The sequence below is a fragment of the Mycobacteriales bacterium genome, from assembly GCA_035995165.1.
In the GTDB taxonomy this organism is placed as follows: Bacteria; Actinomycetota; Actinomycetes; order Mycobacteriales; family CADCTP01; genus CADCTP01.
Genome location: DASYKU010000114.1, coordinates 1 through 21945 on the forward strand (window position 1 = coordinate 1; position 21945 = coordinate 21945).

A 21945-nucleotide genomic window follows, 5' to 3' on the forward strand; every position below is an offset into this window, starting at 1 on the left:
CCAGGTCCTGCTCCGGCTTCCCACCGCCGATGCGGGCGAGCAACCGCCGGACCATCTCGCGGCCGATCGCGTCGACCGGCTGGTGCACGGTCGTCAGCGGCGGGTCCGTGTGCGGCGCGAACGGCGAGTCGTCGAAGCCGACCACGGCCACGTCGTCCGGCACCCGGCGAAGTACGGCTCGGCGAAGAACCGCTCCTCCGACTCCGACACGACCAGCGCGACCGTGTCGGTCCGCTGCGTCACCAGCGTCCGGGCGGCCCGGTTGGGCACGAACCCGAGCTCGGCGATCGCCTTCCGGCCGGCCGCGGACCCGGTAGGCTGCCGAAGTGATCACCGCGATCGTCATGGTCACCGCCGCCACCGACGCGATCCCCGAGGTCGCGGAGGCCATCGCGGCCCTGGACGGCGTCAGCGAGGTGTACTCGGTGGCCGGCGACGTCGATCTCGTCGCGATCGTGCGGGTGCGCGAGTTCGACCAGGTCGCCGACGTGATCGCCGGGCAGTTGGACAAGGTGCCGGGCGTGCTGGACACCTCGACCCACATCGCCTTCCGGGCGTACTCGCGCCACGACCTCGAGGCTGCTTTCTCCATCGGCTTCGAATGACCCGGTCTGGCCCTACGAGTTAGGGCAGGCTAACCTTTCCTCATGACAGCCGTGGCGTCCCGAGAGGCTCCGACTGCCACGCCCGCGCCCGGCTGCGCCACCGTCGCGCGCACGCTCGGCGAGACCCCGGAAGGCACCGCGACCCCGATGCGGTCCTGGGTGCTGATCGAGCATCCTGAGGCGTGGGCCCGCGACGTCGCCGACCGGGTCCTGGCCGAAGCGTTGCCCGGTCGGCGACTGCGCGAGCTGGGGGAGCTGCGCCGGCGGCACGGGTTGCGACCGCTGCTGGTCCGCCGGCCCGGCTACCGGTCCGGGGCGCCGAGCCGCCGGACCGTGCTCGTCGGCAGTGCCCACCCGGGCCGCCGCTGGCTGGAGCGCCTCGAGATCTCCGACCTGCGCGAGCTGGCCGACGTCGACCTGGCCGCGGTCGCGGCCGGACAGGGCGGGGTCGGCACGCCGATCACCGAGGCCGTGTTCGGCGTCTGCACCCACGGCACCAAGGACATGTGCTGCGCCACCCTCGGCCGGCCGGTGGCCAAGGCGCTGGCCGAGGCCGCGCCGGGCCGGGTCTGGGAGACCACCCACCTCGGCGGCGACCGGTTCGCCGGCAACGTGCTCGTGCTGCCCGGCGGCTTCCTGTACGGGCACGTCACCTCGGTCAGCGCGCCCCGGTTGGCGGCCGCGGCCGACGACGGCCGGGTGCTGCCGGAACTGCTGCGCGGGCGGACCTCGGTCGGGATGCGGGCCCAGGTCGCGGAGATCGCGGTCCGCCGGGTGACCGGGCTGCACGGGCTGGATGACGTCGAGCCCGTCGGCGAGGACGAGACCGGGATGGTCGTCGTCCGGGCCGGCGGGGCGCGGATGGGCGTCCGGCTCGGGCGGCACCCGCTCGGCGTCTGCGGCACCAGCCGGTGCGCCGGGCCGACCAACCCGTGCGGCTACTCGGTGGACGAGCTCGTCGAGCTCTCCTAGTTCTCCCGCTCCGGCCGTCGCGGCGGCCGACCGTCCGGGACGGCCGGAGCGGGAGCCCGACCCGGCACGGCTCAGCCCTTCGCTTCGGCCGCGTCCTGGCTGACCGAGACCCAGCGGTCGAGCACGTCGGCCGCCGCCCCGCTGTCGATCGCCGCCGCCGCCCGCTGCATCCCGCCCGCGATCGCCGCCAGCAGCGACGAGCCCAGCCCGTCGTACACGGCCAGCGCGGCCCCGGCGTTGAGCAGGACCGCGTCCCGCACCGGCCCGCGCTCCCCCGCCAGCAGGTTCCGCGCCACCTTGGCGTTGTACGCGGCGTCCCCGCCCCGCAGCGCGTCCCGGTCGACCGGGGCCACGCCCAGCTCGGCCGGGTCGAGCCGCTGCTCGGTCACCGTGCCGTGGTGCACGACCCAGACCCGCGAGGTCGTCGTCGTGGTCAGCTCGTCCAGCCCGTCGTCGCCGCGGAAGACCAGCGCGCTGTCGCCCCGCCCGGCCAGCACCTCGGCCATGATCGGCGCCATCCGCGCGTCCGAACAGCCGACCGCGAGCGAGCTCGGCCGGGCCGGGTTCGTCAGCGGGCCGAGGAAGTTGAAGACCGTGGGGACGCCGATCTCCCGCCGGGTCACGCCCGCGTGCCGCATGCCGGGGTGGAACACCGGCGCGAAGCAGAACCCGATGCCGGCCTCGTCGACGCAGCGGGCCACGCCCGCGGCCGGCAGCGCGATCGCCACTCCGAGCACCTCGAGCACGTCCGCGGCGCCGGCCGAGGAGGTCGCGGCCCGGTTGCCGTGCTTGGCCACCCGGGCCCCGGCCCCGGCCGCGACCAGCGCGGACATGGTCGAGAGGTTGACCGTGTTGGCCCGGTCGCCGCCGGTACCGACGACGTCCAGCAGCGGCCCGGAGACCTGCACCCGGGCGGCGGCCGTGAGCATGGCCTCGACCAGCCCGGCGTGCTCGGCCGCGGTCTCGCCCTTGGCCCGCAGCAGCACCACGAACGCGGCCAGCTGGGACGGGGTGGCCTCGCCGGCCATGATCTCGCCCATCGCCCAGGCCGTGTCGGCGGCCTCCAGCGACTCCCCGGCCACCAGGGTCGAGAGCACCGCGGGCCAGCTCCGCGGGCCCGTCACCGCGCTGCCCCTACCGGATGACCGGCACGCCGCGGGCGCGGTCGCGCAGCAGCCGCGCGACCGTCTCGGCGGCGGTGACCGGGTCGAGCGGGCGGTCGATGGTGGCGTCGGCCAGCGACCAGGTGGCCAGCCACCGGTCGTCGCGCCGGCCGAGCAGCACGCACAGCGCCGGGCAGTCCTCGATCTCGTACTTCAGCTGCCGGCTGATGCCCATCCCGCCGGTCGGCTGCGCCTCCCCGTCGAGGATCGCCACGTCGACGCCGCCGGCGTCGATGCGGGCGACGACCTCGGCGCCGGTCGCGCATTCGATCCAGTCGATGCGGCCGAGATCGGCGGCGGGGCGACGGCCGACCGCCGAGCGGACCTGCTCGCGTACCAGCGGATCATGACTGAAGACGATCACGGTGGACGGCGCACCCGCTGCGGTCATGGCCGCAGTCTAGAAGCAGTCAGCGACGCTGCCAGGCGTCGGGGCGGTGCGACGCGCTCGTCGAGTGGACGAAGCAGTTGGGACCCGGGTTGTAAGCCGAAAGCCGCTCACCGCAGACCGCGCACTCACGCCGGGTCGTGGAGACCTTGCGCACCGCGCGTTGCGAGCTGCTGCCGGGACGGGATCCAGAGACCACGTCTCCTCCGCCTCCTAGACGGTGCCGTTCGGGCCAGGGGGTGGCGCCGAATCGGACCCGCGAACTGTAAGTCGGTCACGCCACGTGGTCAACGATGCGGCGGGGCCGCCGCCCGGCGCACCGGGCGACACGCCGTACGCGAGGGTGGATATCACCCGTACGGCCCAACGACCCGCAGGTCATTACCACCGACCGGAGCGGGTCACGCCTGGGGCAGGCGTGACGCGGTCGCGAAACGGCCCGCTTGGTCGCGGAACGTCACCACGAACGATCGTCACCCTCCGTGCTCACGGGTGGAGGCGTCGAACCGTGCCGGGAGGGTCGCCGTACCGGTTGGTAAAGGGCCGCCCGCGAACCCTGAGAACCCCTCGGACCTGCGCGAACACGCACTCGACCCCGACGGGTGGGATGACAGGGCCCGTGGAATGATGCTGCCGTGACGACGGCGACGTACGAGGGCAGCACGGCCCACTCGCTCACCCGGCCCAACATGGTGAGCGTCGGGACCATCATCTGGCTGTCCAGCGAGCTGATGTTCTTCGCCGGCCTGTTCGCCATGTACTTCACGGTGCGCGCGGCGCACCCGGGCAACTGGCCGATGGAACCGACCGAGCTCAACGTGCCGTACGCGTTGGTGGTCACGATCTTCCTGGTCTCCTCCTCGGTGACCTGCCAGATCGGGGTGTTCAAGGCCGAGGCCGGCGACGTCTACGGGCTGCGCCGCTGGTTCCTGTTCACCTTCGTGCTCGGCCTGGTCTTCGTGCTCGGCCAGGCCAACGAGTACCGCAGCCTCGTGGGCGAGGGCACCACGCTCTCGGCGACCGGCTACGGCTCGGTCTTCTACATCACCACCGGTTTCCACGGCCTGCACGTGATCGGCGGCCTGATCGCCTTCATCTTCGTGCTGGTCAGATCGACGATGGGCCGCTTCACCCCGGCCCAGGCCACGGCAGCCATCGTGGTGTCGTACTACTGGCACTTCGTCGACGTGGTCTGGATCGGGCTGTTCGCCACGATCTACCTGATCCAGTGAGCGCTGTGCCGCCCGCCGACGACAGCGCGCCGACACCGAAGGTGGAGAACCCGATGACGGACCGCCCCTCGACGAAGAAGGGCCGCAGGCCGCGCTCGCGGATGCGCCGCCGGGTCACCGGCGCGCTCGCGCTGGCGCTGGCCCTCGGCTCCGTCGGCGTGGCGTACGCGACCGTTGCCGCGGCCGCGACTCCGCATTCCCAGAGCGCCGCCGCGGCCGCCGGGGCGCCCGCCGACGACCCGGTCGAGATCCGCAAGGGCAAGCAGCTCTTCGAGGTCACCTGCATCACCTGCCACGGCCAGAACCTGCAGGGCGTGCTGAACAAGGGCCCGTCGCTGATCGGCACCGGGTCGGCCGCGGTCTACTTCCAGGTCTCGACCGGGCGGATGCCGGTGGCCGCCCAGAGCGCGCAGATCCAGGAGAAGAAGCCGGCCTTCAACGAGGCCGAGACGCTGCAGATCGCGGCGTACGTGCAGTCGATCGGCGGCGGTCCCGAGGTCCCGACCGGCGACCTGCGCGGCACCGACGCGAACCTGGCCGAGGGCGGCGAGCTGTTCCGGCTCAACTGCGCCTCCTGCCACAACTTCGCCGGCCGGGGCGGCGCGCTCTCCGCGGGGAAGTACGCGCCGTCGCTGACCAACGCCAGCGACAAGGTGTTCTGGACCGCGATGCTGTCCGGCCCGCAGAACATGCCGGTGTTCAGCGACAACCAGCTGACCACCGATCAGAAGCAGGCGATCACCAACTACGTGCAGACGCTGAAGACCGAGGGCGACCCGGGCGGCAGCGGGATCGGGCGCCTCGGACCGGTGCCCGAGGGCCTGGTGATCTGGATCTTGGGCATCGGCGCCATCATGCTGATGATCCTGTGGATCGGAGCGAAATCGTGAGTGGTCCCCAGCACCCCGCCGACGGCACGCCGGGCGAGGTCGACCTCGACGAGTTCCGCGGGTCCGACGTGGAGCGTCAGACCGAGATCGCCACCGAGCTCGACGGCGTCACGATCCTGCACCGGCGCGAGCGGTTCCCGGTCCCCGGGACCAAGGCCGAGCGCCGGGCCGAGCGGGCCGTCGCGGCCTGCTTCGTGATGGCCTTCCTCGGCGCCCTCGCGTTCACCGTGTTCTACATCGTGCTGCCCTGGCAGTACGACATCAGCAACAAGGACTACGTCTGGTTCACCCCGGTCATGGGCGTGACGATGGCGATCTCGCTGTTCGGCTTCGGCGTCGGCGCGGTCCTCTGGGCCAAACTCCTCATCACCGAGGAGGAGACGGTCCAGGAACGGCACAGCGGCCGGTCCACCGCGGCCAACCGGGAGACCACCACCGCGATCCTGGCCGACGGCATCGGCATGACCGGCATCGCCCGCCGCTCGCTGCTGCAGCGGGCTCTCGGGCTCTCGGGCCTGGCGCTGGGCGCGCTCGCGATCGTGCCGCTCGGTGGCCTGATCAAGAAGCCCAAGGGCGAGCTGTTCCGCACCGGCTGGTCGCAGGGCGTGCGGCTGATGACCGCCGACCGGCGGCTGATCCGGCCCGGCGACCTCGAGGCCGGCAGCATCGCGACCGTGTTCCCCGCCACTCCGGACGGCCTGACCACGCAGGTCGTGGCCGACTCCGTGGTGCTGCTGGTCCGGCTGCGCCCCGGTCAGACCGTACGGGCGCGGGCCGGTCAGGCGGACTTCGGCTGGGAGGACTACCTGGCCTACTCGAAGATCTGCACGCACGCCGGCTGCCCGGCCTCGCTCTACGAGCAGCAGACCGGCCGGCTGCTCTGCCCGTGCCACCAGTCGCAGTTCGACCTGCTGCAGGACGCCAAGCCGGTGTTCGGCCCGGCCGCCCGTCCGTTGCCAAAACTCGCGATCACCGTGGATGACGAGGGATACTTCGTCGCGAAGAAGGACTTCGACGAGCCCATCGGACCCAGTTTCTGGGAGCGGCCATGAGCCAGACGACCGAACGCTCCACGGGCAAGCCGCCCGCCAGCGCGGTCGGCCGCGCGGCGGACTGGGCCGACGAGCGCTACACCGCGGCCAAGTTCACCCGGGCGACCCTGAACAAGGTCTTCCCGGACAACTGGTCGTTCATGATGGGCGAGATCGCCCTCTACTCGTTCATCATCCTGCTGCTGTCCGGCACCTACCTGTCGTTCTTCTTCGACCCGTCGATGGCCGAGGTCCACTACAACGGCAGCTACACGCTGCTGCGCGGCGTGGAGATGTCCCGGGCGTACGACTCGACGCTGGCCATCTCCTTCGACGTCCGCGGCGGTCTGCTCATGCGGCAGATCCACCACTGGTCGGCGCTGCTGTTCGTGGCCGCGATGACCGTGCACATGCTGCGGACGTTCTTCACCGGCGCGTTCCGCAAGCCGCGTGAGCTCAACTGGATCCTCGGCGTGGGCCTGCTCACCCTGGGCATCCTCGAGGGCTTCGCCGGCTACTCGCTGCCGGACGACCTGCTCTCCGGCACGGGCCTGCGGATCGCCCACGCGATCATGCTGTCGATCCCGGTCGTCGGCACCTGGGTGGCGTACGCGGTGTTCGGCTCGGAGTTCCCGGGCACCGAGATCATCCCCCGGCTCTACATCGCGCACGTGCTGCTCATCCCGGGCATCATCCTGGCGCTCATCGCGGTCCACGTCGGGCTGGTCGTGCTGCAGAAGCACACCCAGTTCCCCGGGCCGGGGCGGCGCGAGGACAACGTGGTCGGCGAGCGGATGTACCCGTCCTACGGGGCCAAGGGCGGCGGGTTCTTCTTCCTCGTCTTCGGCGCGGTCGCGCTGCTGTCCGGGGTGTTCCAGATCAACCCGGTCTGGCTGTACGGGCCGTACAACCCGGCGCAGGTGAGTGCGGGTACCCAGCCCGACTGGTACATGGGCTTCCTGGACGGCTCGATCCGATTGTTCCCGGCCTGGGAGATCAGGTTCTGGCACTACACGATCTCGCCGGTCCTCTGGCCGACGGTCGTGCTGCCCGGGATCATGTTCACGCTGCTGGCGATCTATCCATTCCTCGAAGCGAGGATGACCAAGGACAGAGCGCTGCACCACCTGCTGCAGCGGCCGCGGGACGTGCCGGTGCGCACGTCGCTCGGCGCGATGGCGCTGTCGTTCTACGCCGTGCTGCTGATCTCCGGTGGCAACGACATCATCGCCAACAAGTTCGACATCAGCCTGAACGCGATGACCTGGATCGGGCGGATCGCGCTGATCATCCTGCCGCCGATCGCGTACACGTCCTCGTACCTGCTCTGCCTGGGGTTGCAGCGGCACGACCGCGAGATCCTCGAGCACGGCGTCGAGACCGGCATCATCAAACGGCTGCCGAACGGCGAGTTCATCGAGGTGCACCAGCCGCTGGGGCCGGTCGACGAGCACGGCCACGGGCAGCTGGAGTACGCCGGGTTCGCGGTGCCGAAGCGGATGAACCGCATCACCAACCCCGGCCGCAAGGTCAAGGGATTCCTCTGGAAGGTGCCGGATCCGGGCGAGTCGCCGGACACCGGCGTCGCGGCCGGTGGGCATGGGCGGCCTGAGATCGACGCCGAGCCGATCGACGCCGAGCCGATCGACCGCCAGTTGGCCGGGCGCCCCAAGGAACCCGAACTCTGAGTTCGTCACCAGAAGGCCCCGCCGGCGATCAGCCGGCGGGGCCTTCTGCTGCTACGGGCCCGCCGTCACGGGCCCGCCGTCACGGGCCGTCGCCACTGGGCCGCCCTCACTCGCCCGCCCTCACTGGCCCGCGGCCATTGGGCCGCCGTCAGGCGGGCCGCCGGTACGGGCCTGGTTTCGCCGGGGTTGAGGTCAGCGGCGGCAGCGTGTCGGCGGTCCGGACGTCGGCGCGGTGATCGCGTCGGTCGTCGGTGGGTCGACTTGTCGGCGGGGGCTACGCGGTCCAGGTGAGGACGAGGGGGGCGTCGGCGTAGGTGGCCCACCGGGCGGCCTCGGTGGCGGCGGCGGTCTTGACACCGCGGCGCAGCGGGCCGAACGGGGTGATCTCCACCCGCAGCCGCCCGCCGGCGACCTCCTGGCTCCAGGTGCCGACGATGCGCCCGCCGTCGACGAGCACCGGCGAGATCCACCCGCTGGTCCGGGAGACCGCCGATCTCAGTTCCGGCGCCGGCACCAGCACGTCCAGCTGCCGCAGCGCCCCCACCGTGTAGGGGTCGAACCCCGCCAGCAGCCGCACCGTCCGACTCGGCTCGGCCGCGGCGACCTCCGCAGCACCGCCCAGAGTCACCCACCCCCGCCGTCCCTCGACGTCCAGCTCGACGAGCTCGTCCCCGAGCCCGGCGACGGCCGTCCGCAGCACGGGCTTGTCCAGCGCGGTGAACCGGGTCAGCTCGTCCAGCCCCAGCGGCCCGTACGCCTCCAGCAGGGAGCGCAGCAGGAACGCCACCGCGGCGGCCGGCTCGACCGGCTCCCACTCCCCCAGCCACGCCGGCGGGGCCACGAACGTCACGCTCCGCCCGTCCGGCGGCCCGAACGCCAGCTGCCCGCGCGCCGCCATCGGCTTGAGCACCGCGCCCCAGCCGGACAGCAGCACCTGCTCCAGGTGCGGCCGCCCGGACCGTTGCGCCGCGGCCGCGGCGAGCGACTCCCGGGTGGCCGGCGTCCCACTCAAGACCGACGGCACGGTCGCCTCGATCGCGGCCATGTCCTCGGGCGTCACGCCGTGGTAGTCGTACCAGGACCGGGGGCGGGGGAAGCTACGGGTGCCGAGCGCCGCGGCCCAGGTGGGCAGGTCAGCGGCCGGCAGCAGGTGCAGCGTGCCGCGCAGCGCCCAGGTCTTCACCAGCGTCCGGTCGCCGGTCAGCGCCCGCCGTACGGCGGCCGGCCCGAGCGCCCCGCCCGTACGGAGCCAGATCGCGGCCTCGGCCGACGACCCGACCTGGGCGTGCACTCCGCCCAGCCGCCGGACCAACGGAACCAGGCCACCGGTGGCCGGGGTGTCGAGCAACTGCTGCGCCGCCAGCCGACGCGCCAGAACCTGGTCCCAGGTGGCCGGGACGGCCGGCGCGCGCACCGGTCAGAAGGTCGGCGAGGTGTGGCCGCGCGTGTAGTACTCGAACAGCAGGCCGCCGACGGAGAACAGGATGCCGATGATGCCGAGCGCGACGATCCACCACTCGGTGAACGCCAGCCCCAGCCCGGCGATCATCGCGGCCAGCGCGATCGTGATCGGCCAGTAGCTGCCCGGGCTGAAGAAGCCCAGCTCGCCCGCGCCCTCGGCGATGTCGCCGTCGAGCCGGTCCTCCGGCCGCGGGTCGATCCGGCGGGCGATGAACCAGAAGTAGCTGCCGATGAGGAGCGCCAGCCCGCCGCTGAGGATCAGCGCGGTGGTGCCGATGACCTCGATCTTGCCGTCCTCGATCTTGCCCCACACCGCGTACGCGATGGCGAAGGCGAAGAACAGCCCGCAGAAGGCCCCGAACAGCCGTGCCTCGGTGCGCATCCCCCACCGCCTCCTAGTTCGTCGGCTCGGACGGCGCGCGGGCCGTCCGGTCGGGGTTGAACGGGTAGGTCGTGGTCGCCTGGGCCGGCTGCCCGATCGCGGTCAGCGCCTTGGCCTGACGGTCCTGGTCGTCGTTGCCGAAGGAGGCCAGCGCGCTGAGGTAGCGCTGGTAGTCCGAGGTCGAGACGACCCGCATCTCGAAGTTCATCTGGGAGTGGTACGTCCCGCACAGCTCGGCACAACGCCCGACGTACGTCCCCAGCACCTCGGGGCGGATCTGGAAGACGTTGTTCTGGTTCTTGGTCGCGGCCGGGAAGACGTCCCGCTTGAACAGCGTGTCCGGCACCCAGAACGAGTGGATCACGTCGTTGGAGTTGACCACGAACCGCACGTTCTGGTTCTGCGGGACGACCAGCACCGGGATCTCGGTGGACGTGCCGACCGTGTAGACGGCCTGGCTGGTCCGCGGGTCCTTGCGGTCGTCGTATCCGAACTGCCAGTTCCACTTGAACGCGGTCACCGAGACCGTGGTGTCGGCCTTGGGCTTGGTCGTGGTGACGATGTTCTGCGTGACCACGGTGTAGTAGAACAGCACCGCGACGATGATGAACGGCACCACTGTGTAGAGCGCCTCGATCGGCAGGTTGTACTTCGTCTGCCGGGGCAGCTCCCCGTCCCGCCGCCGATACGCGATGCAGGCCCAGAAGATCAGGCCCCACACCAGCACGCCGACGATCAGCGCGGCCACGATCGACCAGGTCCAGAGCCCGCGCACCGCGTGCGACTGGGTGGTGATGCCCTCCGGCCAGCCGAACCCGAACGCCTTGTCCCATTGGGACGTCGAGCACGCGCCGAGACTGAGCATGAGCGCCAGAGCGCCCACGGACATCCGTGCGACCCGCCCGGAACGACCGCGACCCACGTGCCCGCCTCCGCTGCCGACCTGCACCGACTCCGTGCACCCGGGCACTTCCCGAGCACCCGGAGACTACCCGGGAGGGACCGGGTCGGCCCGGCGGGGGTGGGTGTGTCCGCTCTACGGTGAGGGCGTGGCGAACGGGGCATACCTGGATGCGGCCTCGGGCGCGCCGCTGCACCCGGCGGCGGCGACCGCGCTGGCCGCCGCGCTCGCCGACGGGTGGGCCGACCCGGCCACGCTCTACGGCGCCGGTCGCCGCTCCAGGCTGCTGCTCGACGGCGCCCGGGAGGCGGTCGCGGCCGTGCTCGGGGCCCGCCCGGACGAGGTCACGTTCTGCGCCTCCGGGACCCAGGCCGCGCACCTGGCCGTCCTCGGCGGGCTGGCCGGCCGGCGCCGGGCCGGGACCCGGTTCGTGCACTCGGCGGTCGAGCACTCCTGCGTGCTGCACGCCGCCGGGCGGCACGTGGCCGCGGGTGGTTCGGCGGCGTCCGTCCCGGTCCACCGGGACGGCCGGGTCGACCCGGCCGCGTTCACGAATGCCGCCGCCGGAGCCGCGCTGGCCAGCCTGATGACCGGCAACCACGAGGTCGGAACGCTGCAGCCGGTGGCCGAGGTCGCGGCCGGCTGCCGGGAGCTCGGCGTACCGCTGCACACGGACGCGGCCCAGTCGGCCGGCCGGCTGCCGGTGCCGCCGGGCTGGTCGCTGCTGTCGGCGTCCGCGCACAAATGGGGCGGCCCGCCCGGGGTCGGCGTGCTCGTGGTCCGGACCGGGACCCGCTGGCGCAGCCCGCTGCCGGCCGACGAGCGCGAGGGCGGCCGGGTGCCGGGCTTCGAGAACGTGCCGGCGATCGTCGCCGCCGCGGCCGCGCTGGAGGCGGTCGCCGGGTCCGCGCCGGCCGAGAACGCGCGGCTGTCGGCGCTGGTGGACCGGATCCGGGATCGGGTCGCGGCGACCGTCCCGGACGTCGAGGTGGCCGGCCACCCGGTCGACCGGCTGCCCCACCTCGTCACGTTCTCCTGCCTGTACGTCGACGGCGAGGCGCTGCTGCACGAGCTGGACCGGCACGGGTTCGCGGTCTCCAGCGGCTCCTCCTGCACCTCGTCCACGCTGACGCCGTCGCACGTGCTGGAGGCGATGGGCGTGCTCTCACACGGCAACGTGCGCGTCTCCCTGCACCGCGACACCACCGAGGACGAGGTCGAGCGGTTCCTGGCCGTACTGCCTTGGATCGTGGCGAAACTTCGGGTCGGGCTGGAGGGGTTGTGATCGTCCTGGACCAGCGCGGCCGGCGCTGCCCGCTGCCGGTCATCGAGCTGGCCCGGCACATCGGCGACGTCGCGGTCGGCGAGCTGATCGGGGTCGCCGCCGACGACCCGGCCGCCCGCCTCGACGTCCCGGCCTGGTGCCGGATGCGCGGCCACGACTACGCCGGTGAGACCACCGCGCCCGACGGAGTCCCCATTTATTCGGTACGGCGACAAGCCTGATCGCGCGCATCCTGGCGGCATGGACTGGGTGGTGGAGAAGGACTTCGGGGCGTACGCGGATCGGGTGCTGCCCTGGCTGGAGCGCGACCCGATCCGGAACACGGTCCCGGCCACGCTGACGATGCTGCGCCGCGAGGGCTCGGTGCCGCTGGACGACGAGGAGACCTGGTTGGCCTGGCTGGCCGGTCCGGCCGGGGACGTGTCCGGGGCGGCGGTGAAGTTCACCGCCCGTGGGGTGACGCTGTCCGCCCTGCCGCCCGGCGCCGGCACGGTGCTGGCCGCGGCGGCCGAGCCCGGCTGGCTCGGCGTGTCGGGATTCACCGCCGAGTCGACCGAGTTCGCCCGGGCGTACGCGGCCGCGGCCGGGGCGACCGCCCGCCGGACCGTGACCCAGCACCTGTACGAGTTGGGCGAGCTGACCCCGCCCGGCGGCGTACCGGGCGAGCTGGTCCGGGCCGCCGACGACGACGTCGAGCTCTGCGCCCAGTGGTACGAGGACTTCGGCGCCGAGACCGGCCAGCCGATGCATCCCGACTCCATCGGGTCGACCCGGCGCCTGATCGGCCAGGGCCGGCACTGGCTGTGGTGGGTGGACGGCACGCCCGTCTGCATGGTCGGTCACAACCCCGCGGTCGCCGGCGCGACCCGGATCGGCCCGGTCTGGACGCCACGCGAGCACCGCCGGCACGGGTACGCGGCCGCCGCGACCGCCGCCGTCTCCGCCGAGCTGCGGCCGGGCCGGGTGCTGCTCTACGCCGACGACGCGGATCCGACCGCGGTCGGCGTGTACACCCGCGTCGGCTTCCGACCGGTCGGCGAGTGGGTGAACTGGCGCCTGGAATACTGAGCCGCTGCTGGACCCCGACGATCGGAGAGCCACCCCGTGTGCGGCCTGCTCGGATTCCTCAGCAACGACGGCACGGCCAAGGAGGTCCGCGACGACCTGGCCGCGGCCCTCGACCTGTGCCGGCACCGGGGCCCGGACGAGGGCGGCACCCTGCACGACGAGGACACCGTCCTCGGCTTCCGGCGGCTGTCGATCATCGACCTGGACTCCAGCCACCAGCCCCTGCCGTACGACGACGGGCGCTTCTGGCTGCTGTTCAACGGCGAGATCTACAACTACCTGGAGCTGCGGGAGCGGCTGGTCCGCGAGCACGGGGCCGAGTTCGCCACCGACGGGGACGGCGAGGTGATCCTGGCCGCGTACAAGTACCTGGGCGAGGACTGCGTCTCGCTGCTGCGCGGCATGTTCGCCTTCCTGATCTGGGACAGCCAGGAGCGGGTGCTGTTCGGTGCCCGCGACTGGTTCGGGATCAAGCCGCTCTACACGACCACCGACTCCCGCGGCACGTTCTTCGGCTCGGAGAAGAAGTCGCTGCTGGCGCTGGCCCAGGGGCCCGGCGGCAACGGGGCCGAGCTGGACACCCGCTCGCTGCAGCACTACCTGACGCTGCAGTACGTCCCGGAGCCGGCCAGCATGCACGCCGGCATCACCCGGATCGAGAGCGGCACGGCGTTCCGGCAGCGGCCCGGCGGCTCGCTGGAGACCTGGCGCTACTTCCGGCCGGCGTTCCCGATCCGGCCGGTCGGCGTCGAGGAGCGCCTCTACACCGAGATCCGCGAGGTGCTGGAGGACTCGGTCGCCAAGCACATGCGGGCCGACGTCACGGTCGGCTCGTTCCTGTCCGGCGGCATCGACTCGACCGCGATCGCGGCGCTGGCCAAGCGGCACAACCCGGACCTGATCACGTTCACCACCGGGTTCCAGCGCGAGGGCTACTCCGAGGTCGACGTGGCGGCGGAGTCCGCGGCCGCGATCGGTGTCCGGCACGTGGTCAAGACCGTCTCCCCGCAGGAGATGATGGACACGCTGCCGCTGATCGTCTGGTATCTCGACGACCCGGTGGCCGACCCGGCCCTGGTCCCGCTCTACTTCGTCGCCCGCGAGGCCCGCAAGCACGTGAAGGTCGTGCTGTCCGGCGAGGGCGCGGACGAGCTGTTCGGCGGCTACAACATCTACCGGGAGCCGTCCTCGCTGCGGGCGCTCACCTCCCTGCCCGGGCCGCTGCGGTCCGCGCTCGGCTCGGTCTCCTCGCGGCTGCCGCAGGGCCTGCGCGGCAAGGACCTGCTGCGCCGCGGCGCGATCCCGCTGGAGGAGCGTTACTACGGCAACGCGCGCATCTTCCGCGACGACGAGCTCGGGTTCCTGCGCAGCCGGGACCCGGAGGTCTCCTTCCGCGACGTCACCGACCCGCTGTACGCGGCGATCGCCGGCGCCGACGACGTGACCCGCATGCAGTACGTCGACCTGTTCACCTGGCTGCGCGGCGACATCCTGGTCAAGGCCGACAAGATGACGATGGCGAACTCGCTGGAGCTGCGGGTGCCGTTCCTGGACACCGAGGTGTTCCGGATCGCCTCGACGCTGCCGGTGAACCAGCGCGTCACCAAGGAGCAGACCAAGGTGGCGCTGCGGCGGGCGCTGGCCTCGGTCGTCCCTCCGCACGTGCTGGAGCGGCGCAAGCTCGGCTTCCCGGTCCCGATCCGGCACTGGCTCAAGGACGAGATGTACGACTGGGCCCGCGACATCATCGACGCCAGCGGCACCGAGTACCTCATCGAACGGGCGGCGATCCGGCGGATGCTGGACGAGCACCGGGCCGGGCCGCACGACTCCAGCCGCAAGCTCTGGACCGTCCTGGTGTTCATGATCTGGCACGGGATCTTCGTCGAGCGCCGGATCGCCCCGGAGGTCCCGGCGACGGTCTACCCGGTCAGCCTCTGAGCGTCGGCGGTCGTGACCGGTCCCGAGGGGCTCGTCCGGCTGCGGGTGAGCGAGCCGACCGAGGCGCTGGAGACCGCGCCCAGCGCCATCATCGGTGCCACCGCGTCCTGGATGCGGGCCCAGCGCTCGGCCGGCGTGCCCTCGCCGCCGCCGCGGACGTCGAGGTGGAGCCGGTTCTTCCCGGTCTTGCGCTCGGGCACCGGTTGGAAGAACACGGTCGGGCCGACGCCCGCGGGGTCGACGATCATGTAGCCGTCGTCTCACCACGCCCGCCGGCGCACCCATGGACCGGCGCTCAGGCGAGGTGGGCGCGGACCTCGTCGGCGGCGGCGGAGCCGTAGACCTCGCCGAGGCGGGCGACGAAGGCGGCCGGCTCGATCGCGTACTCCTGCGGGCCGTCGGCCTCCAGGACGTGCGTCGCGATCGTGGCGCCGACCTGGGCCGAGCGCTCCGGGGACAGGCCCCAGGAGGTCGCGGCCAGGAAGCCGGACCGGAACCCGTCGCCGACGCCGGTCGGGTCGACGACCTCGCGGGGCGGCACCACCGGGATCCGCAGCGGGGTCGTGTCCTGGGACTCGATCCGGATGCCGTCCGCGCCGTACGTGGTGATCCGGGTGCGGACCCGCTTGAGCACCTCGCCGTCGCTCCAGCCGGTCTTCTGCTCCAGCAGGGCCTTCTCGTAGTCGTTGGTGAACAGGTACGTCGCGCCGTCCACCAGCCGCTTGATGTCCTCGCCGCCCATCAGGGCCATCTGCTGGGACGGGTCGGCCGCGAACGGGTAGCCGCGCTCCCGGCATTCGTCGGTGTGCCGCAGCATCGCCTCCGGGTCGTCCGGCGCGATGCAGACCACGTCGAACCCGCCGACCCGGGCCGAGATCGGGGCCAGCTCGATCAGCCGGGCCTCGGACATCGCGCCCGGGTAGAACGAGGCGATCTGGCACTGGTCGTCGTCGGTGGTGCAGACGAACCGGGCGGTGTGCGCGGTCTCGCTGATCAGCACCGAGTCGCAGTCGACGTTGTGCCGCTCCAGCCAGGCGCGGTAGTCGGCGAAGTCCTCGCCGGCCGCGCCGACCAGGATCGGGCGCTGACCGAGCTGACCCAGGCCGTACGCGATGTTGGCGCCGATCCCGCCCCGCCGGATGACGAGGTCGTCCACCAGGAACGACAGCGACACCTTGTGCAGGTGCTCCGGCAGCAGCTGCTCGGAGAACTTGCCGGCGAAGTGCATGAGGTGGTCGGCGGCGATCGAGCCGGTCACGGCGATGGGCACGGTGGGTCCTCGTGGGGTTCGGGAAGTGGTGGTACGGGCCGCACCGTGGGCGACCCCGAGCAGCCTACCCACCGTTCGGCCGTATCCCCGGAACCGTGCCGCGCCGTACGGCGTCGCAGCGGCGTCAGGCGGTACGGCCCGGTGGGCGGGAGGAACGATGCGTGAGCAGCAGCTCACCGCGGGTCGGCCGCTGCTGCCGCTGATCCACGTACGACCGGCGCGGACCGCCTCCCACACCGCGATCGCCGCGCCGGCCCAGCTCGGGCTGGAGTCGGGGTGGTGGTGAGGGCGATCGCGTAGCCGATCTCGGGCGCCACGGCCCCGGGTGGGAGCCGGCCACGCGGGGCAGCGCCCGGCGACGCCGCCCCCGGTGGACCCGCGCCGGGTGGTGCGGGTGTACACGCCGGGTCCGCCGGGGTGAGAACAGCAGCGAGCCGCGCCCGGACATCTCCGGGCGCGGCTCGCGAACGCTCAGGCGATCTCTAGCTGAACGAGTCGCCGCACGCGCAGGAGCTCTGCGCGTTGGGGTTGTCGATCGTGAAGCCCTGCCGCTCGATCGAGTCGACGAAGTCGATCGTCGCACCGCTGAGGTAGGGCACGCTCATCCGGTCCACGACGACCCCGACGCCACCGAAGTCGGTGACCTCGTCGCCGTCGATCGACCGCTCGTCGAAGAACAGCGAATACCGCAGACCGGAGCATCCGCCCGGCTGCACGGCGATGCGAAGCCGCAGGTCGTCACGGCCCTCCTGGTCCAGCAGGGCCTTGACCTTGGTGGCCGCGCCGTCGGTGAGGATCACCGACTTCTGCGCCTCGGTCGTCGTCTCCGTCGTCTCCAGGGACACGGTCTCTCCACTCGCTCGGGTCGCCTTCAGCGGGGCCAACAGCCGCCCGCCCTCCGGTCTTCCCCATCGTACGTCCGTGATCGGCGGACGTGCCTGCGGACCGGGTGTGTCCCGGGGCTCAGCACGGCCGGAGACCCGGGCTCAGCCCCGGCTCCACTCCCGGGCGACCCGCGCCGCCAGCTCGGACAGCCGCGCCGCCGGCCGCGCCAGCGCCGCCTCGACCGACCCCGCCTGCTCGGCCACCGAGTACGCCGCCTCGACCCCGGCCGCGGCCGCCTCCTGCCGCCCCAGCGACACCTGCCCGGCTAGCACCAGGCACGGAATCCCCTGCTCAGTGGCCACGGCGGCCACGCTGCCGGGCACCTTCCCGCGCAGCGACTGGAAGTCGAACGAGCCCTCGCCGGTGATGACCAGGTCGGCCTCGGCGATCGTGCCGGTCAGGTCGACCGCAGCCGCGACCAGCTCCAGCCCGGACCGCCGGGACGCGCCCAGCGCCAGCATCGCGGCCCCGAGCCCACCGGCGGCGCCGGCCCCGGGCAGGTCGGCCAGGTTGTCGGGCGCGCCCGGCAGGTCCCGGACGGCCACCTCGGCCCACCGGGCCAGTGCCGCGTCGAGCCGGTCGAAGTCCTCCGGCCGCAGCCCCTTCTGCGGCCCGAAGACCGCGGTCGCGCCCTGCGGCCCGCACAGCGGGTTGTCCACGTCGGTGGCCGCGACCAGCGCCGCCCCGCGCAGCTGGACGGTCCCGTCGAGGCGGTCCAGCGCGGCCAGCGGCAGCCCCCCGTACGGCAGGGCGGAGCCGGTCGCGTCCAGCGCGGTCACCCCGAGCGCGGTGAGCATGCCCATGCCGGCGTCGTTGGTGGCCGACCCGCCGAGCCCGACCACGACCGTCGACGCGCCGGCCTCGACCGCGGCCGCCAGCAGGGCCCCGATCCCGTACGAGGTGGCGACGAGCGGGTCGCGCTCCTTCGCGGTGAGCAGGTGCAGGCCGTTGGCCTGGGCCGACTCGACGTACGCGGTGTCGCCGGCGACCAGCACCGCGCCCACCACCGGCCGGCCGAGCGCGTCGGTCGTCGGCACCGGGACGGTCTGCCCGTCCAGCACCGTGGACAGCACGTCGACGAACCCGGGGCCGCCGTCCGACAGCGGCAGCAGCACCAGCTCGTCGCCGGGCGCCACCTGCTCCCAGCCGGCCTTGATGGCTTCCGCGGCCTCGACCGCCGACAACGTCCCGCCGAACCCGTCCGGCGCCAGCACCACTCGCACGGCGGAAGTCTGGCCTATGTGATCGAACTCAGGAACCCCGCCAGCATCGGCAGGAACCCCGGCGCGAACCGCTCCGCGGGCCGGGCGCCCGGACCCGGCACGGTCAGCCCGTGCCCGGCCGCGGGGAACACGGCCAGCCCGGCCAGCGCGGGCGCGTGCGCGACCCAGGCGGCGACGCTCTCCGGCACGTCCACCAGCGGGTCGGCCGCGCCGAACAAAACCAGCGCCGGGCAGCGCATCCCGGGCAGCACCGCGGCCGGCTCGAAGCCGATCAGCCGGGCCAGGTACGCGAGCATCGCGGGCGAGTCGAAGTCCGCGGTGGCCACGGCGTACCAGGGCTCGGCGGCGTGGCGGCGCTGGTCGGCGTGCACGGCGACCGGGTCCTCGCCGGCCGCGAGCCGGTCGGACCGCTCGTCCACCCAGGCCAGCGCGGCCTCCGCCGGCAGCCCGGCCGTACGCAGGTCGACCGTGATCCGGTGCCGGTCCTGCGCCCGCGGCCCGACGCCGGGGCCGGACACCGAGACCAGGAAGTCGGCCGTGTCCGCGGCGAGCATGCCGACCCAGCCACCCTGGCTGACGCCGAGGTGGCCGGCCGGGCCGGTGACGTCGGGGTGCCGGCGCAGCACGTCCAGCGCGGCCCGGGACTCCGCGGCGCGCTCGGGCAGCGTCTGGGTCAGGAAGTCACCGGGCGAGCCGCCGCAGCCGGGCCGGTCGTGGGCGAGCACGACCACGCCGAGCTCGGCGATCCGCTCGGCCCAGCCGCCCCAGTCCTCGCAGGTCCCGGGCCCGGAGCCGTCCACCAGCACGATGCCCGGGCCCGGCCGCCCCGGCGACCAGGTCAGCGCCCGCAGCGGCCCGACAGCCGTCTCCTCAGTCCTCGACACTGAACCCTCCATGGGACGAGGTGCCGGCGCCGGTCGCTCCAGGGGATGGGGTGCCGGCGCCTCCGGTGGACGGGGTGCCGGCCAGCAGTACCCGGACGAAGCGGGTGTCCGCGGGGCGTGCGGCCGGGTCCGCCAGCCGGCCCACGTACGGCTCCAGGACCGCCTCGAGCGCCAGCCGGATCGACTCCAGCTCGGCCGGGGTGACCGGCAGGCTGGCGCCGCTGAGGAACGCGGTCTCCTGCCACTCGACCGGCTCGCCGTCGCGGCGGCCGGTCCAGTCCAGCATCTTGGCCGCCTCCCGCTGCACGAAGACCCGGTCGAGCTGGTCGGTCAGCGGCCCCGACTCCCAGCCCTGCCGGACGTCGGTCAGCCGCCAGGTCCGCTCGCGACGGTCCGGGCCGGGCGGCGCCTCCTCGACGAAGCCGTACTTGGCCAGTTGCCGCAGGTGGAACGAGCAGTTGGCCTGGCTGACGCCGAGCTCCCGGCCGCAGCGGGCCGCGGTGGACGGGCCGAGCGTGCCCAGCGTCTCGATCAGGTCCAGCCGCAGCGGGTGGGCGAGCGCCCGCATCGCGAGAGGGTCGGTGATCCGCACGACCCCAAAGCTATCTTTGACAGTACGGGACGTCAAAGCCTTCTTTGAGGATCGCGGATATCACCGGCACGCACCCGTCCGGACAAGGAAGATGAAGGCATGACCTCGGTGGAGGACCTGGACCTGCCGGCCGGCGTGACCCCGACCCCGCTGGCGCTGCTGCTGCTCGGCCGCGCGGCGGATCGCGACTCCGAGCGCGGCGTCGACTGCCCGGGCGACCTCCCGGCCGCCTCCGACCCCGACCTGGTCGAGCGGGCCCGGACCGCGCGGGCGGCGCTGGGCGAGCGGGCGTTCGTGCTCGGGCACCACTACCAGCGCGAGGAGGTCATCGAGTTCGCCGACGTGACCGGCGACTCGTTCACGCTGGCCCAGCAGGCCGCGGCCCGGCCGGACGCCGAGTTCATCGTGTTCTGCGGCGTGCATTTCATGGCCGAGAGCGCCGACATCCTCACGTCCGCGGCGCAGCAGGTCGTGCTGCCCGATCTCGCGGCCGGCTGCTCGATGGCCGACATGGCGACCTTCGACCAGGTCGAGGACGCCTGGGACGTGCTCGCCGACGCGGGCGTGGCCGAGGCGACCGTGCCGGTGACGTACATGAACTCCGCGGCCGCCATCAAGGGCTTCACCGGCCGGCACGACGGCACCGTCTGCACGTCCTCCAACGCCAGGCGCGCGCTGGACTGGGCCTTCGGCGAGCGCGGCGCGGAGAAGGTGCTGTTCCTGCCCGACCAGCATCTCGGCCGCAACACCGCGGTGCTGGAGATGGGGATGTCGCTGGCGGACTGCGTCCTGTTCGACCCGCACAAGCCCGGCGGTGGCGTCACCCCGCAGGCGCTGCGGGACGCGCGGATGATCCTCTGGCGCGGGCACTGCTCGGTGCACGGGCGGTTCCGGCTGGACGCGGTCCGCGACGTGCGGGAGCGGATCCCGGGTGTGCAGGTGATCGTCCATCCCGAGTGCCGGCACGAGGTCGTCACCGCGGCCGACCAGGTCGGCTCGACCGAGTTCATCATCCGGGCGATCGAGGCCGCGCCGGCCGGCTCGACGTTCGCGGTCGGCACCGAGCTCAACCTCGTGCAGCGGCTGGCGACGCGGCATCCGGACAAGACGATCGTGTTCCTGGAGAAGACCGTCTGCTACTGCTCGACGATGAACCGGATCGACCTCCCGCACCTGGTCCGTTCGCTGGAGTCGCTCGCGGCCGGCCAGGTGGTCAACCGGATCACGGTCGAGCCGGAGACCGCGCGGTACGCCCGCACGGCCCTCGACCAGATGCTCGCCCTGCCTTAGCGGATCCCGTCCGTCTGCACCTGCGGTCGAGGGTTGTCCCCGGCACCGTCGGACCGGGACGGCTCGGGCCGGGACGCCGGCGGGCCTCCTGTCGGGGCGCGTCAGCGTGAAGTACGACTTCGCCCCGGCGCGGGTTGTGTGGGCTGAGCCTGCACTAGGCTTTGCCGGGTGAGGCTGCTGCGGCGCCGGAGCGACTCTCCGGCCGAGGTCGACCCCGCCGAGCCGGTCGGCGTGCTGGACGACGGCCGCCCCGGGGGCAAGGGCCGCCCGACGCCGCGCCGCCGCGAGGCGCAGAAGCGCCGCACCGGTCCGGTCGCGCCGCCGCCGAAGACCCGCCGCGAGGCGTACCGGCGGATGCGCCAGCAGGGCGACAGCCGCAAGTCCGAGACCCGCGAGGGCATCAAGGCCGGCGACGAGCGCTTCCTGACCCCGCGCGACCGCGGCCCGGAGCGGCAGCTGGTGCGCAACATCGTCGACTCCCGCCGCAACGCCGGGACGCTGTTCCTGCTCTCCGCGGTGATCTACTTCGTCGGCCTGCTGGTCCCGAGCGTGCAGATCAAGGCGGCCATCACCGCGCTCTGGCTGACCGTGCTGGTCCTGCTGATCGTCGACTCGACGGTGATCGGCCTGCGGATCCGCAAGCTCATGCGGGCGCGCTTCCCCGACTCCGGCCAGAAGCTGTCCACGCTGGTCTTCTACGGCGCCACCCGGGCCACGATGATCCGCCGCTGGCGGGCGCCGAAGCCGGCGGTCGAGGTCGGCGACGCGATCTAGGCCGGTGTCCGGCCCGGACT

General features: G+C 73.0%; 25 protein-coding genes. 13 read left to right on the forward strand and 12 right to left on the reverse strand.

Annotated features, from left to right (window positions below; genetic code table 11):
- Positions 1 to 391 (reverse strand): substrate-binding domain-containing protein (locus tag VGP36_19405; protein ID HEV7656882.1); only part of this gene is annotated, 391 nt, incomplete at its 3' end.
- On the opposite strand from VGP36_19405, the gene VGP36_19410 reads away from it, so the two are divergent.
- Positions 327 to 605 carry an Lrp/AsnC ligand binding domain-containing protein gene (locus VGP36_19410; protein ID HEV7656883.1) on the forward strand — a complete coding sequence of 93 codons (279 nt, stop codon included), beginning with the start codon at positions 327 to 329 and terminating at the stop codon, positions 603 to 605. The two genes, VGP36_19405 and VGP36_19410, sit on opposite strands and share 65 nt — an antisense overlap.
- Positions 606 to 647: 42 nt before the next feature.
- Positions 648 to 1577, forward strand: a complete 930-nt coding sequence (locus VGP36_19415; protein ID HEV7656884.1) for a sucrase ferredoxin — start codon at positions 648 to 650, stop codon at positions 1575 to 1577.
- A gap of 71 nt (positions 1578 to 1648) precedes the next feature.
- Here VGP36_19415 and trpD read toward each other — a convergent pair whose 3' ends face one another.
- Both trpD and VGP36_19425 read right to left on the reverse strand, forming a co-directional pair.
- Entirely contained in the window at positions 1649 to 2701 is a 1053-nt protein-coding gene (trpD, locus tag VGP36_19420) for an anthranilate phosphoribosyltransferase (GenBank protein ID HEV7656885.1), read from the reverse strand.
- Between the two features lie 10 nt (positions 2702 to 2711).
- Positions 2712 to 3131: a hypothetical protein gene (locus VGP36_19425; protein ID HEV7656886.1), complete on the reverse strand. Its 420-nt coding sequence runs from the start codon at positions 3129 to 3131 to the stop codon at positions 2712 to 2714.
- Positions 3132 to 3763: 632 nt separating this feature from the next.
- Between VGP36_19425 and VGP36_19430 the strand changes: the two genes are divergently transcribed.
- Genes VGP36_19430 through VGP36_19445 form a run of 4 tightly spaced genes read left to right on the forward strand, consistent with a single transcriptional unit; the run spans position 3764 to position 7969 of the window.
- Positions 3764 to 4360 (forward strand): heme-copper oxidase subunit III, encoded by a 597-nt coding sequence (locus VGP36_19430; GenBank protein HEV7656887.1) that lies wholly within the window; start codon positions 3764 to 3766, stop codon positions 4358 to 4360.
- A 53-nt stretch (positions 4361 to 4413) separates the two neighbouring features.
- Positions 4414 to 5250, forward strand: coding sequence for a c-type cytochrome (locus tag VGP36_19435; protein ID HEV7656888.1), 837 nt, complete (start codon positions 4414 to 4416; stop codon positions 5248 to 5250).
- Complete coding sequence (locus tag VGP36_19440; GenBank protein ID HEV7656889.1) at positions 5247 to 6302, forward strand: Rieske 2Fe-2S domain-containing protein; 1056 nt, start codon at positions 5247 to 5249, stop codon at positions 6300 to 6302. Before VGP36_19435 ends, VGP36_19440 begins: the two co-directional genes overlap by 4 nt.
- Complete coding sequence (locus tag VGP36_19445) at positions 6299 to 7969, forward strand: ubiquinol-cytochrome c reductase cytochrome b subunit (GenBank protein ID HEV7656890.1); 1671 nt, start codon at positions 6299 to 6301, stop codon at positions 7967 to 7969. Before VGP36_19440 ends, VGP36_19445 begins: the two co-directional genes overlap by 4 nt.
- A 274-nt stretch (positions 7970 to 8243) precedes the next feature.
- On the opposite strand, the gene VGP36_19450 is transcribed toward VGP36_19445, so the two are convergent.
- The 3 genes from VGP36_19450 to coxB are packed head-to-tail and all read right to left on the reverse strand — an operon-like array spanning position 8244 to position 10701.
- Positions 8244 to 9383 carry a winged helix DNA-binding domain-containing protein gene (locus VGP36_19450; GenBank protein ID HEV7656891.1) on the reverse strand — a complete coding sequence of 380 codons (1140 nt, stop codon included), beginning with the start codon at positions 9381 to 9383 and terminating at the stop codon, positions 8244 to 8246.
- Positions 9384 to 9386: 3 nt separating this feature from the next.
- A complete protein-coding gene (locus VGP36_19455) occupies positions 9387 to 9812 on the reverse strand; it encodes a cytochrome c oxidase subunit 4 (GenBank protein HEV7656892.1) in 426 nt (141 codons plus the stop codon).
- 13 nt (positions 9813 to 9825) lie between these two features.
- The gene (gene coxB, locus VGP36_19460; GenBank protein HEV7656893.1) at positions 9826 to 10701 is read right to left on the reverse strand and encodes a cytochrome c oxidase subunit II; all 876 of its coding nucleotides are present in this window, start codon (positions 10699 to 10701) and stop codon (positions 9826 to 9828) included.
- 160 nt (positions 10702 to 10861) lie between these two features.
- Between coxB and VGP36_19465 the strand changes: the two genes are divergently transcribed.
- Genes VGP36_19465 through asnB form a run of 4 tightly spaced genes read left to right on the forward strand, consistent with a single transcriptional unit; the run spans position 10862 to position 15007 of the window.
- Positions 10862 to 11998, forward strand: a complete 1137-nt coding sequence (locus tag VGP36_19465; protein ID HEV7656894.1) for an aminotransferase class V-fold PLP-dependent enzyme — start codon at positions 10862 to 10864, stop codon at positions 11996 to 11998.
- Positions 11995 to 12219 carry a sulfurtransferase TusA family protein gene (locus tag VGP36_19470; protein ID HEV7656895.1) on the forward strand — a complete coding sequence of 75 codons (225 nt, stop codon included), beginning with the start codon at positions 11995 to 11997 and terminating at the stop codon, positions 12217 to 12219. The genes VGP36_19465 and VGP36_19470 overlap by 4 nt, the downstream gene beginning before the upstream one ends.
- Before the next feature lie 19 nt (positions 12220 to 12238).
- Positions 12239 to 13066, forward strand: a complete 828-nt coding sequence (locus VGP36_19475; protein HEV7656896.1) for a GNAT family N-acetyltransferase — start codon at positions 12239 to 12241, stop codon at positions 13064 to 13066.
- Positions 13067 to 13102: 36 nt separating this feature from the next.
- Positions 13103 to 15007, forward strand: coding sequence for an asparagine synthase (glutamine-hydrolyzing) (gene asnB, locus VGP36_19480; GenBank protein HEV7656897.1), 1905 nt, complete (start codon positions 13103 to 13105; stop codon positions 15005 to 15007).
- Here the strand turns inward: asnB and VGP36_19485 are convergent.
- Both VGP36_19485 and VGP36_19490 read right to left on the reverse strand, forming a co-directional pair.
- Positions 14989 to 15255, reverse strand: coding sequence for a VOC family protein (locus VGP36_19485; protein HEV7656898.1), 267 nt, complete (start codon positions 15253 to 15255; stop codon positions 14989 to 14991). The two genes, asnB and VGP36_19485, sit on opposite strands and share 19 nt — an antisense overlap.
- 47 nt (positions 15256 to 15302) lie before the next feature.
- Entirely contained in the window at positions 15303 to 16277 is a 975-nt protein-coding gene (locus tag VGP36_19490) for a carbohydrate kinase family protein (GenBank protein ID HEV7656899.1), read from the reverse strand.
- A gap of 157 nt (positions 16278 to 16434) precedes the next feature.
- Here VGP36_19490 and VGP36_19495 point away from each other — a divergent pair, with 157 nt between their 5' ends.
- The gene (locus tag VGP36_19495; GenBank protein HEV7656900.1) at positions 16435 to 16563 is read left to right on the forward strand and encodes a hypothetical protein; all 129 of its coding nucleotides are present in this window, start codon (positions 16435 to 16437) and stop codon (positions 16561 to 16563) included.
- A gap of 196 nt (positions 16564 to 16759) precedes the next feature.
- On the opposite strand, the gene erpA is transcribed toward VGP36_19495, so the two are convergent.
- The 4 genes from erpA to VGP36_19515 all read right to left on the reverse strand — a co-directional run bounded on the left by erpA (position 16760) and on the right by VGP36_19515 (position 19861).
- Positions 16760 to 17116 (reverse strand): iron-sulfur cluster insertion protein ErpA, encoded by a 357-nt coding sequence (gene erpA, locus VGP36_19500; GenBank protein HEV7656901.1) that lies wholly within the window; start codon positions 17114 to 17116, stop codon positions 16760 to 16762.
- Positions 17117 to 17263: 147 nt separating this feature from the next.
- Complete coding sequence (locus tag VGP36_19505) at positions 17264 to 18385, reverse strand: glycerate kinase (GenBank protein HEV7656902.1); 1122 nt, start codon at positions 18383 to 18385, stop codon at positions 17264 to 17266.
- A 14-nt stretch (positions 18386 to 18399) separates the two neighbouring features.
- Positions 18400 to 19269, reverse strand: a complete 870-nt coding sequence (locus tag VGP36_19510; protein HEV7656903.1) for an alpha/beta hydrolase — start codon at positions 19267 to 19269, stop codon at positions 18400 to 18402.
- Positions 19256 to 19861 (reverse strand): helix-turn-helix domain-containing protein, encoded by a 606-nt coding sequence (locus VGP36_19515; protein HEV7656904.1) that lies wholly within the window; start codon positions 19859 to 19861, stop codon positions 19256 to 19258. Before VGP36_19515 ends, VGP36_19510 begins: the two co-directional genes overlap by 14 nt.
- Before the next feature lie 99 nt (positions 19862 to 19960).
- Between VGP36_19515 and nadA the strand changes: the two genes are divergently transcribed.
- Entirely contained in the window at positions 19961 to 21151 is a 1191-nt protein-coding gene (gene nadA, locus VGP36_19520) for a quinolinate synthase NadA (GenBank protein ID HEV7656905.1), read from the forward strand.
- 168 nt (positions 21152 to 21319) lie between these two features.
- Positions 21320 to 21925 (forward strand): DUF3043 domain-containing protein, encoded by a 606-nt coding sequence (locus VGP36_19525; protein ID HEV7656906.1) that lies wholly within the window; start codon positions 21320 to 21322, stop codon positions 21923 to 21925.
- Positions 21926 to 21945 lie beyond the last annotated feature (20 nt).

Coding starts and splice junctions, on each gene's coding strand:
- VGP36_19495 (HEV7656900.1), top strand. CDS start 16,435: ATGCGTGAGCAGCAGCTCACCGCGGGTCGGCCGCTGCTGCCGCTGATC.
- VGP36_19485 (HEV7656898.1), bottom strand. CDS start 15,255: ATGATCGTCGACCCCGCGGGCGTCGGCCCGACCGTGTTCTTCCAACCG.
- VGP36_19445 (HEV7656890.1), top strand. CDS start 6,299: ATGAGCCAGACGACCGAACGCTCCACGGGCAAGCCGCCCGCCAGCGCG.
- nadA (HEV7656905.1), top strand. CDS start 19,961: ATGACCTCGGTGGAGGACCTGGACCTGCCGGCCGGCGTGACCCCGACC.
- VGP36_19435 (HEV7656888.1), top strand. CDS start 4,414: ATGACGGACCGCCCCTCGACGAAGAAGGGCCGCAGGCCGCGCTCGCGG.
- VGP36_19425 (HEV7656886.1), bottom strand. CDS start 3,131: ATGACCGCAGCGGGTGCGCCGTCCACCGTGATCGTCTTCAGTCATGAT.
- VGP36_19415 (HEV7656884.1), top strand. CDS start 648: ATGACAGCCGTGGCGTCCCGAGAGGCTCCGACTGCCACGCCCGCGCCC.
- VGP36_19455 (HEV7656892.1), bottom strand. CDS start 9,812: ATGCGCACCGAGGCACGGCTGTTCGGGGCCTTCTGCGGGCTGTTCTTC.
- coxB (HEV7656893.1), bottom strand. CDS start 10,701: ATGTCCGTGGGCGCTCTGGCGCTCATGCTCAGTCTCGGCGCGTGCTCG.
- VGP36_19475 (HEV7656896.1), top strand. CDS start 12,239: ATGGACTGGGTGGTGGAGAAGGACTTCGGGGCGTACGCGGATCGGGTG.